Genomic DNA, 10,885 nt, shown 5'->3' with positions numbered 1-10,885 from the left:
TATTAAACTTTGCTAAAGCCATTCTTTTTATCATCCCGCTCTTAACTTAGCTAAGATGAACGGAAATCATATTTTATCCTGATAAGAACTTCTTCGACAGGTAATTAATGATCGCGCATTATAGCGTGATCCATCTTATCGCGCTTAGTACGCAGGTAAGCCTCGTTATGCGGGTTAGATGCTATTTCGATAGGGATGTTCTCGATCACTTCAAGTCCGTAACCAATAAGGCCTGCACGTTTTTTAGGGTTATTAGTAAGCAAACGCATTTTTGAAATACCCAGGCTGCGCAATATTTGTGCACCAATACCGTAATCGCGCTGATCCATTTTAAAACCAAGTTTAATGTTGGCTTCAACGGTGTCCAGGCCATTTTCCTGCAGGTGGTAGGCTTTAAGCTTATTTACAAGGCCAATGCCGCGGCCTTCCTGGTTCATGTAAACAATAACGCCTTTGCCCTCTTTACTTATCATCTCCATTGCTTTATGCAGTTGAGGGCCACAATCGCAACGGCACGAGCCAAAGATATCGCCGGTAACGCATGAGCTGTGTACGCGCACCATTATAGGCTCGCCAGGCTCCCATTCGCCTTTTATCAAAGCAAGGTGATTTTCGCCGGTATCAATTTGGGTATACGCCACCATATCAAAATCGCCCCACTCGGTAGGCATCTTTACAGATACCTCTTTGCGCACCATTGATTCGGTGTTTAAGCGGTAGGCTATCAAATCTTTTATTGATACTATTTTAAGGTCGTGTTCTTTGGCAAGTTCCAATAATTCAGGTAAACGTGCCATTTCGCCATCTTCGCGCATTATTTCGCAGATAACGCCGGCCGGCTCAAACCCGGCAAGAACAGAAAGGTCAATAGCAGCCTCGGTATGGCCCGAGCGGCGCAGTACACCACCATCCTTAGCAATCAGCGGGAAAATGTGCCCCGGGCGGCCAAGGTCTGATGGCTTTGTTGCCGGATCAATAAGGGCAATAGTAGTTTTTGAACGGTCTGATGCCGAGATACCGGTTGTGCAACCATGGCCAAGCAGGTCAACAGAAACAGTAAAGTTTGTTTCGTGTGATGTGGTATTGTTGCTCACCATCGGCTCCAGGTCAAGTTCGCGGGCGCGGTCTTTAGTGATCGGGGCGCAAACCAGCCCGCGGCCATATTTCACCATAAAATTAATGGTCTCGGGCGTTGCATTGCGTGCTGCGGTTAAAAAGTCACCTTCGTTCTCGCGATCCTCGTCATCAACAACAATTATAGTTTTGCCGGCTTTAATAGCCTCAATGGCTTCAGGTATAGTGTTAAGCATTGTATCAAAATTGAATGCAGCAATGCTGCATTTACTAAGCAAATGTAGTTTATATTTAAACTAATAGCGTCGGGATTGTGTAAAAGTATGGTTAGGCGCGGCTGCGTTTCCAAAACTTAATGCGGCCTACAAAACGCCTGTAAATTTCCACATCAAATAAACTGGAATCAGTAGCGGCTTTGTAAGTAAGGAAAACTCCTACAGGAAGCAGGATAACAATACCTATCCATGCCCCCGTAACCGGCGACCAATCGCCCTCTTTGGCTGATTTTTCGCCGATAGTTCCGATGATATAGTAAATGAGGAAGAAGATTACCGACACTACCACCGGCAAGCCCAAACCGCCTTTGCGGATGATGGCTCCCAGCGGTGCCCCTATCAGGAACAATACAACGCATGCTGCGCTGAGCGTAAATTTCTTTTGGTACTCCAGCACATATTTGCGCACCGTTTTGCTGGCATCGTTATGCTGATCTACGCGGTTACGTAGTGCATCCAATATCTGGTGTACTTCGCTCGAAGCATTATTGAGCGCATTAATTTTGGCTGTTTGCTCTTTAGGTCTGGTGCTATCTGCAGCCACGGTTTGCTTAACAGCTATTGAAGTTTTAGGCACCAGTGCATAGCGTATGTAAGATGTAAGCAATCTGTAATTCTGATACCGCGTGCTATCTATATTTTTGTTTGCCGAATCAACAAAATGGGTAAGCTGCCTAAGATTCATCATCTGCGAAGCACTCCTAAACTCATTCTCGTTTGTACGGGTCATTTTAAGGCCTGAGAGGTCGAATTTCTGTTCTGTTTCCTCAAACCTGAAACGGGTAAGGCGCTGCCTGGCTACACCGCTTTTCTCGCCGGGGTCTTCCTGGTAGCGTACACCATCCTTAAGCGTTAAAACCAGGTAAAGATCGTCCTTAGTACGGTACATCAGCCCGGTTTTGGCAAATGTTACCATTTGCGTACCCGATGAAGCACCCGTACCGGCCTCGTAAATAATAATGTCATGCAGGGTTTGCCCGTCGGGATCTTTGTGTTTAACCCTTATGGTATAACCGGGAAAACGATTACTGAAGATATTCTCAGGAAGCAAGTCGGCTGATTTTTGCTTACGCGCATCATATAGCAGCGAATAGTATTTAAGGTTAGCAACCGGGAGCATATAATCCGAAAACGCAAAAGCGGCAATACTTATCACAATGATGATCACCATCATGGGGTACATAGCGCGGCGCAATGAGATACCTGCAGATTTAATAGCAACAAGTTCATAGTTTTCGCCCAGGGCGCCATAGGTCATGATAGAGGAAAGCAAAACAGATAAGGGCAACGCCATCACCACATTTGTTGCAGAATTGTACATCATCAACTCAAGGATGATGTACCACGCAAAGCCCTTGCCTATCAGGTCATCGATGTACTTGAAGAGAAATAACATCAGCAACACAAACATCACTATAAGCAAGGTTACAATGAATGGCCTGATAAAAGACTTGAGCAGTAAAAGATGTATTTTCTTCATTCAGCAATTTCCGGGTAAGCATGAAACGACTGTACACGCAAATAATTGCATGACAGGTTCAACGCGGCAAAAATACAGAAATTAAAGAGTTTACGCGCCCAGTGTGCTAATGAGATAATCTATCTGGTTATCCCAAATCAGTTTGCGGTCGGCAATATTTTCATCCGTGGCAAAATCAGTAATAGCCAGGGCTACATCATTGGTGAGTTCGTCCTGCAGAATTTCCATTTCAAGATAGCATTGCGGTTCATCATCAAGCCACTTAAAACGTACCAGTTTATTCTCTTTTATGGTGATCAGTTTAGCGCGCTGGGTTTCATCATCCCAGGTAAAAGTATACACCTGATCGCGAACAGACACATCATCAGCAAACCATTGGGTAAGGCCGTTTGCTTCATTCAGGAAACTATATAGTATTCTTGGTGAGGATTTTATCTCATACTCAAGATTAAACTTCTTCTTCTCAGACATAGGGGTACAATCGTTACAAATCAATCAGGGGGCTAAAAGTTAACTTTTTTTCTAAAGAAAGCGAAAATCTGCTATATTTGCAAACCTTTTTTAGCCACCCTTACATGGGTTCGACTAAAAAAGTAAGCTAAAGTTAATTTAGCAATAATTTATTTATACGGCGGGGTAGCTCAGATGGTTAGAGCGTAGGATTCATATCCGCCAGCTGTCGGACGGCAGTTCGATCCATAGAACCACAATCAGGAGCAAGTCCTGAACATTTAAATACGGCGGGGTAGCTCAGATGGTTAGAGCGTAGGATTCATAACCCTAAGGTCGGCAGTTCGATCCTGCTCCCCGCTACTGATAACGAGGCAGTTACATGAAAATGTGACTGCCTTTGTTGTTTTTGGTCATACAATGTTAATACACATTGAGCCTGCATGAAGTTAATTAACGAATGCCATCATCCCTTTTGGCATTACATAAATATACAAAAATTGGTTCGTCGATTTTAAGGAAATTATGATTATTTAGGTCCCATCAGCCGATGGTCGTAGTAGAGTCCTGCTAATGAGATTAAAGAACCATGGATTATTTTAGATTACGGCTGGCGTTGATTTGTTATAATAATTTTGTACAAAACTGAGAATTATCTGTGTGGCCTGCCAGCCTGCCGCTGCGTTATGCAACTACTTCTATCTTGGAAATTGCAAAAATCGAAGCTACAACACAATTCAAATTCACAGGTAAACTGAAGTTCTCGTCATCACATCTGACAATTATAGATTCAAGCAATATCTCCAAGCCCTTAAATTCAAATTTAGGGTACCTTGTTTTAGCTCAAAACTCAATTATAATCTATAAAAATCGATTTATTTCAGCGTGAAAACAGTTTCAAAAAACGTTTACTTGAGTTTATTGATCAAAAATTCATAATACTTTTCACTTGCCATGTGCTTGAACATAAACTGAAGGGTTTCTCTGTTCTTTATCAAGAACTGTTTAAGTGTTTGCTGAAGTTTGTCCGGCAGAAAGGATATAACCTGCAGTCCGATCATGGCATGATTTACATTTGTAGCATCAAATGTAAAACAGAACAACTTGTGTTCGCCTATGTGACAGGTTGCTACCCAAATATATTTCGGCATGCTCTCTGCCAGTATTTCTACCTTTTCAGTGTCATCCAAAGAGGAATTTTTTAGGGTTGTTTTATACTTTTCGCTGAACTCGATCTTGATATCCCAAACCAGGTCTGCAAGGATGTGATTTTTAAAGAAAAGGGTAAGTATCAGATCCAGTCCCACTACGATCACTTCCAGGTCCTGATAAGAAATTCTGATTTTAGGATAGAGAGAAACGACGATGCTTGTAACTACAGTTGGGCGATGCTCTTTATCAAACTCTGTCCAGGGCGTTTCAAGGTCGTAATCATTTGACAGGTTGATCCGCGCGAACGGTCCCCATTGGTCGTCATGGGCATATATCCGATCAATGTTATCAGACATATAACTGATATTCTTTTGCGGCAAAATGGGGAGGGGCTGATTTACCTTAAAACCCGAGACAGTTATGGCATGCAGGCCGTGACTGCCGCCACTAGGCACCCTAACGACCAAGATGATGGGTATGCCAATGCCGGAATAAGCATTAATGATCTTTTTCAGATAACGTACCGTAATGACCTTGTACGGCCTATCGGGCGGCCTGAAATCGCCATCCTTTATTTCTGATACAAGACCTGATGCCAGTATCGCCTGAGAGATCTGCTGTATACTCAAGCCATTATTCGGGAATAACCGACTGCCGTCAGGAGAAACATTATCTGCGTCGTTAGTTATCTGGCTGGGGGATTTAAGGACGGTGTGAAAATCGACTGCGGCCTTGTTCAGCATCGACCACACTGCCATAGTTGCGCAAGCGGCAAGTACAGAATCCTGTTCCTGAAAAGCCAGAGATTCCAAGGTGATTTTATTCCCGTATAGGTTGATCGTGTACTGCCGCAAACCCCAAAAATTTCGGTCACTGTAGTTTTGGCTATTTGAATAGGTTTTTAGAACCGTATAGCCGATCATTTTGGAAGGCAACGGTTTGACTACGATGAAACCCATATAATGCTTCCAAAATTCGGCTTGATCCTCAACGGGCTGAATAATGATCTTTTTAAATTCATCTTCAGTGACCTCATTATCAAAAAAGTGCACCCTACGGCACACTTTTTCATATTGTTCATAACAGAGCGCGTAATATGAAGCATAGTCATGAAGGTAATCGCGACTGATATAACCTTCTTCAAGAAGAATCGTCTTTACGTTAAGCTCTGGGCTTTCCAAATACTTTTTGAAATAGCTAAAGTGCTTTTTCAGCTTAACTATTTCGGGGGTGGTCTTTTTGTTAGATAAGGCTACCGCGAGGTTAGCCTCAGAATAGGCGAGGATTTTCACTACTTAATTATAACTGTACAACCAACTTGAGGGTCTCCTGGTCAACGTTTTTTAATTTAAGTATCTCATCTTGTAAAAGCATGGTATCTTCAATCGCCTTTCTTACGGCAGCTGTTTGTTTCAGCTTAACCGCTTTGATCTCAGCGCCTGGCACCAAAATCTGTGATAGTTGAAGTTTTTCCATAATTGATAATAAATAACTTTTCAGCCATTTTTTGGACTGCAAAGGTACAAATAAGGTTTAAATTAAATCACAATCCTAAACTAATTATCTGTAACCATAAAAACAAACAATCTGAAAATTGTTTTTCAGATTGTTTGTAAGTAAGCTGATGTTAAAAAAATGAAAATGAGGTAATTTGAAAAACAGCTAACACCAAATAATCTTCCCATCCGTCAGGAAAAAGTGACTGCGGCAGCCAACCAGTCGATCAATGGACGGCCTTAAAGAAATCGTTTTACCGTTAAGCTTATATTTCCAAAAAGGATGATGATCTTCGATCAGGTTCGTGTAAAGTATTTGTTTACAACCGCAAGGGCAAAGCATTACACATTGCCAAATATACCCTTGGTTTCCGACCAGGTAAACAATACCCAGCCTGAGCCGGCCAGGTACATCGTCTACGAACTGGTAGCCATAAAGCTTTTCCTTCCTGAAAAGCCTTAAGAGCCAATTATAAAACAGCCTTAACATCACTTAGCTCAGGACTGTTCAACAATGGCTCAACATCTCCTTTGCCAACCCATTTTCTGAAAAATGGGCATACCTCGGTAAATGTTTCTGTATAAGAAAGACCATCCGCAAAATCGATCTTGATGGCATCAACGTCCGAATTAGATATATTCCTGTAAGGATGTATCCTTGCCAGGAAGTCGTTAACAGCAGTAGCAGCAACCTGCATGTTGATACTGATCACTGCCGGCTGAGATTCGTTAACGTTGGCTAAATACTGGTTACGCGCGTACTCTTCCTGATCCATGCGTTTAACTGATTCGGCGAGCAGGCTTTCTAAACTATATTGCTGCCGGCTTAACAAGCTTGAACCGCCGGGCTGGATGTAATGCACCGCACCAAAGATATTTTTGATTCCACCATTTCCGTCGGCATTTAATTTTACGCCCATATCCATTAACGGTAGAACATAAAAAGAGGAGATCAGGTTCAAATTATGCCTGCCTTCCGTTCCGTCAACACAACTGATCAGATAATCGCTGTCGGCTATCGCCTTGATGATATCGACCCGGGATATATGGGCGGCGAAGGTGGTGACCTTTGTTCCCATTCCTACCTCCTCAATGCCCCTGCGCATCACGTCAACCTTCATGGTCTTAGCAGCGGCATCGGCACTGGTGGTCCCAATGATCCTGTTCAAGTTTACCCCGTCGACAAAGTCAGGGTCAACAAGTATTAACTCTCCCACGCCGAGTCGCTTTAATTGCTCGATAACCGGGCTTCCTGTGCCTGAGCAGCCGACCACTGCAACTTTCATCTTGTTGAGCACATGAACCGTTCTTTGGCCGAAGGCCTGCAAGTTACGCAACTGATATTCGTCAACTATTCCCGGCCGGTCATCCTGGTAATGCCAGATCAACACATCGCTTCCTGCAACAGCGATCTTGTGAACGGTCTCCGTTCCCATCTGGCCGTTAAAAAAGCGGCCGAACAAACGTCCGTCAGGCAGCATGATGCAACTGGCGTGCGGCAGATTGTCGTCGAGCCAAGAATGTATACTTCGGAACAAAAGCCGGTCCGATTCATCATCCAGTTCTGAAAAATATTCGTGTATATCAGGGCCCGGATGGCAATGGATCTTCACAATCGCCAGTTGATGTTTGGCAGCACGTTCCAAGAAAGTATTGATTACCTCTGTCGGCCAGCGTATAAAGTCACTTTTGCGGTCGCAAACCCCGTAAGGTACCAATAACAGGTCCTGCACTAATAAAGTATGGTTTCCCTGATAATCGCTCCGGCCACAAAGTGCGATGGCAACCGCTTCCTTATTATCGCCGGGATAAAGGTGCTGTTGAAGTAAATTATAATGAAATCCCGAAATTCTTAACGCGTTCATATTACCTCCCTAAATCTGTAACTAACCAATTGTCAACTAAACATAAGTGCGTGGAGATGCTATCTACCCCAGGCCTCCATTCACCGGGTTGACGGTGCCTCGACCAGCGTTGGAAATTCCGACCGTCGACAATCTGTGAGCTTAACGCGTTGATCGGACGCCCGGATCTTTTAGAAAGGGCAGGATAAAAATAAGCCATGTCAATTTCTGTAGCAGGATAAGAGGGTGCGATCAGTAAAGCGACATCTACCTTCGCTACATTATAGCCATCCGGCAGCGGGTAATCATGAATAAGCAACCACATTGCGGACTGACGGCCTATGGCCTCCCAAAGGAGGCCAAGGCTGTCTAAAAAATCTGTATCATCCTCAGGCAGGTAAAATTCCCTGCGTGGCTGCACCTTGTGCGCCGCTTCCGCAGCAACTGTCTGTAAACCATCTTTCTGCTCCTTTGGCTGGATGGTAAATCTGACCAGGCATTTTTCTGTCAGGTCAACCTTTTCACTATGATGAAGCTTTACAGGTTTAGGACTTGTATTAAGGAACTTGTATACCTCAAAAGGTGCGGAACTGTGCGGGTACTCTAAATTGATCAGTTCACGTACGGAAATTAAGCGATCTGCCCAGTCATGATATTGTTTATCTACACGGATACGGTATTTGCGCGCCGGAGGGACCGGTTTACATTGTTTACCATACTCTTCGATATTCACCACATCGAGCCATTTAGCCGTAATGAACTTCATCCCGCGGCAATCCATAATAATCGGCTCATCCGGACAATAGGCGTAGCTAACTTGCTCACGGCCGTGCAATAATTGGATCAGGTAGTGATTAGCCGGATCCGCCCCCTTGAGCTCCATGATCCGAAGCGGGGTCAGGTCCTTGTGATCGGTCGTTTCGGGCTCGCCGTCAACCTCATAATTAAAAACATCAGGACCTTTAGTAACGAAATGTTCGATATCTTCCTTTGAAAGATCTATCACTTCGCCCATGGCCACTTTTTCGAAATCACAGCCTTTGAATTTTTGATAAAGCGTGTGACATTGAACGTGTTTGATACCGGCTTCTTTCAATAATTGTGCGCCGGTAATCTTTGGATCGTAAACAGCTATTTCTGTTGCGTTAACTGTTGCGATATATACTTTGGGCTTCTCATGCCCGTCTTTTTTTAATTCCATTTTTTTGGGATCTAATTTTAAAAAACAATGTTGAATACCATGCCTGTTGTGCAGGCGTTGTCCTTAACGGACGCTTTTCCGGAAATAATGAAATGGTATTTGCCTTTTAAAAAATTTTATTCCAAAAATGGCCTTGAGATGCTCCCAATAGATAAAATATACCTATCCGCTTGTTATTTTGAAGAATAATCCTTACTTTTGAGTTGACTAGAAACATTAGCAAGTTTTTAACGAGGGCGGCAACGCCTGTTGATTACGCTAAAAAATACGAAGCTGGGAGCCTTGCTCTCGGCTTTTTTTATGTCTTTTATTTTAAGATCATGCCGCTAAATTAATACAAATTTTGAAAACTGACAAATTTTATAAAACTTTTTTTCTGTGTAATTTTAAAAAACCATTTGGAATATTTCTAAATTATACCCACCTTTGTACATCGGTTTAAAAATCAACGGGTTATGATCGCACTTTCTGAAGAAGTATTTTACGAAAAAATTGGTGAACGGATTAGGAACTACCGCCTTACAGCAGGCATCAATCAGGAGGTATTTTCAGAATTGTTAAACATGACCCGCTCTTCTGTTGTTAATATCGAGAAAGGCCGGCAGCGACCTTCTTTATATTTATTGATCACTATCGCAAATATTTTAAAGGTTGATTATATTGATCTGGTTCCGGTTGAACTCAATATCGAGCGGGTGGAGCAGCATGAACAAACGCTGCGGGAGGTGGATTTCTCTTCGGTAATCGCCAGTTCTAATGTAGATCTAAATGAGAGAGTTAAAAATTCCATCAATCAATTCATGAATCAAATTACTAAATGAGTACCAGAACTCACGCCAGGTCGATCCATTTTATTAAAAAGCGCGCTGATGCCATTTTATCAGAATTAAACATCAGATCCTTACCGGTAAAGATCGAAGATGTCGCCAAAGCACTTGGATTAAGGGTAACGCCATTTGCTTTTGACGATGACATATCAGGTGTATTGGTAATTGAGAATGAACAGGGCTACATCGGCTACAATCAAAATGAATCGCGTGTGCGACGCCGATTCACGATCGCCCACGAATGCGGCCATTACGCACTCCATAGTACTGAATCAAAGATGTTCATGGATAAAGGCTTTAATGCCATTTTCAGAAGCAGACAGTCAGGTTTAACGGAGGAAACACAGGTTTTGGAGCGTGAAGCCAACACATTCGCTGCCTATATATTAATGCCCGATCATTTGTTAAAAAAAGAAATAGATCAGATCGATTTTGACCTGGGAAGTGAAGATGATATCAAAAATCTGGCGAAAGTTTTTGATGTATCTTCTCAGGCCATGTATTACAGAATTTTAAATTCCGGCCTTTTACGATTCTAATCTTACTATAAAGATTATCTTAAAAACCAGGAATTGTAAAATACAATCGGCTATCGCTTATTGACCTCGTTTTATCTTCAGTCGGCGGACCTTACATGCCGGATGCTGACTGACCTTATCTTTTAAGACTGCCAAAGCAGGTTTTTCCAGATCCCGGTACGTCCTGTCCTGATATTGATAAGTGCCTTCTTTTTGGTTGTAGCCGATCTTTTTATAATCATCGATGTCCAAGCGAACGTCAACAAAAGTGCCGTCCTTATACATGCCACGTCCGTAAAGAGACATCGCCGGATCCGAATATTCCACGATGAAACCGACCTTAAAGAGGTCTGCCACTGCGATCAGCGTGGTAAAATCCGGGACCCAGCGGGTTCCGAAATGAAATTTTCCGTTACAGAAATACAGGTCCTGAAAATATCCATCAGTGCCCTTGATCGCCGTACCGTCATATTCATCCAATTGGTGACCCGACAGAAAACGATTTGCTTGTTTGACCCGGTTCTGTTCACCAGTAAAATACACTTCATTATAACATTGATTCGCCATA

At 43.0% G+C, this 10,885-nt stretch carries 12 protein-coding genes and 1 tRNA gene; 4 read left to right on the top strand and 9 right to left on the bottom strand.

Going from position 1 to position 10,885, the window contains the following annotated elements; all coding sequences use genetic code 11:
- Nucleotides 1-104: 104 nt before the first annotated feature.
- From D0C36_RS16310 to D0C36_RS16300, 3 genes are all read right to left on the bottom strand, one after another.
- A complete protein-coding gene (locus tag D0C36_RS16310; protein WP_117392660.1) occupies nucleotides 105-1,310 on the bottom strand; it encodes a bifunctional 3,4-dihydroxy-2-butanone-4-phosphate synthase/GTP cyclohydrolase II in 1,206 nt (401 codons plus the stop codon).
- 91 nt (nucleotides 1,311-1,401) lie between these two features.
- Nucleotides 1,402-2,829, bottom strand: a complete 1,428-nt coding sequence (locus D0C36_RS16305) for an LptF/LptG family permease (protein WP_117392659.1) — start codon at nucleotides 2,827-2,829, stop codon at nucleotides 1,402-1,404.
- Between the two features lie 90 nt (nucleotides 2,830-2,919).
- Nucleotides 2,920-3,300 carry an START-like domain-containing protein gene (locus D0C36_RS16300; RefSeq protein WP_117392658.1) on the bottom strand — a complete coding sequence of 127 codons (381 nt, stop codon included), beginning with the start codon at nucleotides 3,298-3,300 and terminating at the stop codon, nucleotides 2,920-2,922.
- Between the two features lie 268 nt (nucleotides 3,301-3,568).
- On the opposite strand from D0C36_RS16300, the gene D0C36_RS16295 reads away from it, so the two are divergent.
- Nucleotides 3,569-3,642 (top strand) — tRNA-Met (locus D0C36_RS16295).
- A 545-nt stretch (nucleotides 3,643-4,187) separates the two neighbouring features.
- Here D0C36_RS16295 and D0C36_RS16290 read toward each other — a convergent pair.
- From D0C36_RS16290 to D0C36_RS24975, 3 genes are all read right to left on the bottom strand, one after another.
- Nucleotides 4,188-5,723, bottom strand: coding sequence for a hypothetical protein (locus D0C36_RS16290; protein ID WP_117392657.1), 1,536 nt, complete (start codon nucleotides 5,721-5,723; stop codon nucleotides 4,188-4,190).
- Between the two features lie 7 nt (nucleotides 5,724-5,730).
- The gene (locus D0C36_RS24560) at nucleotides 5,731-5,907 is read right to left on the bottom strand and encodes a hypothetical protein (protein ID WP_158557132.1); all 177 of its coding nucleotides are present in this window, start codon (nucleotides 5,905-5,907) and stop codon (nucleotides 5,731-5,733) included.
- Between the two features lie 186 nt (nucleotides 5,908-6,093).
- Complete coding sequence (locus D0C36_RS24975) at nucleotides 6,094-6,270, bottom strand: DUF6527 family protein (protein ID WP_394339847.1); 177 nt, start codon at nucleotides 6,268-6,270, stop codon at nucleotides 6,094-6,096.
- On the opposite strand from D0C36_RS24975, the gene D0C36_RS16285 reads away from it, so the two are divergent.
- Nucleotides 6,211-6,390 carry a hypothetical protein gene (locus D0C36_RS16285; protein ID WP_117392656.1) on the top strand — a complete coding sequence of 60 codons (180 nt, stop codon included), beginning with the start codon at nucleotides 6,211-6,213 and terminating at the stop codon, nucleotides 6,388-6,390. The genes D0C36_RS24975 and D0C36_RS16285 overlap by 60 nt on opposite strands.
- 7 nt (nucleotides 6,391-6,397) lie before the next feature.
- Here D0C36_RS16285 and D0C36_RS16280 read toward each other — a convergent pair whose 3' ends face one another.
- Together D0C36_RS16280 and D0C36_RS16275 are read right to left on the bottom strand one after the other, a co-directional pair.
- Nucleotides 6,398-7,792: a HesA/MoeB/ThiF family protein gene (locus D0C36_RS16280; protein ID WP_117392655.1), complete on the bottom strand. Its 1,395-nt coding sequence runs from the start codon at nucleotides 7,790-7,792 to the stop codon at nucleotides 6,398-6,400.
- Nucleotide 7,793: 1 nt separating this feature from the next.
- Nucleotides 7,794-8,972 (bottom strand): multiubiquitin domain-containing protein, encoded by a 1,179-nt coding sequence (locus tag D0C36_RS16275; protein ID WP_117392654.1) that lies wholly within the window; start codon nucleotides 8,970-8,972, stop codon nucleotides 7,794-7,796.
- Between the two features lie 455 nt (nucleotides 8,973-9,427).
- On the opposite strand from D0C36_RS16275, the gene D0C36_RS16270 reads away from it, so the two are divergent.
- Together D0C36_RS16270 and D0C36_RS16265 are read left to right on the top strand one after the other, a co-directional pair.
- On the top strand, nucleotides 9,428-9,793 hold the full coding sequence (locus D0C36_RS16270) for a helix-turn-helix domain-containing protein (protein WP_117392653.1): 366 nt from the start codon (nucleotides 9,428-9,430) through the stop codon (nucleotides 9,791-9,793).
- Complete coding sequence (locus D0C36_RS16265; protein ID WP_117392652.1) at nucleotides 9,790-10,338, top strand: ImmA/IrrE family metallo-endopeptidase; 549 nt, start codon at nucleotides 9,790-9,792, stop codon at nucleotides 10,336-10,338. The genes D0C36_RS16270 and D0C36_RS16265 overlap by 4 nt, the downstream gene beginning before the upstream one ends.
- Nucleotides 10,339-10,395: 57 nt before the next feature.
- On the opposite strand, the gene D0C36_RS16260 is transcribed toward D0C36_RS16265, so the two are convergent.
- Nucleotides 10,396-10,884: a DUF1281 family ferredoxin-like fold protein gene (locus D0C36_RS16260; protein WP_117392651.1), complete on the bottom strand. Its 489-nt coding sequence runs from the start codon at nucleotides 10,882-10,884 to the stop codon at nucleotides 10,396-10,398.
- Nucleotide 10,885: the final 1 nt, after the last annotated feature.

Source organism: Mucilaginibacter conchicola (genome assembly GCF_003432115.1).
In the GTDB taxonomy this organism is placed as follows: Bacteria; Bacteroidota; Bacteroidia; order Sphingobacteriales; family Sphingobacteriaceae; genus Mucilaginibacter; species Mucilaginibacter conchicola.
The sequence above is the reverse complement of the archived record's forward strand: the minus strand, read 5'-3'. Positions and strand labels throughout refer to the sequence as shown.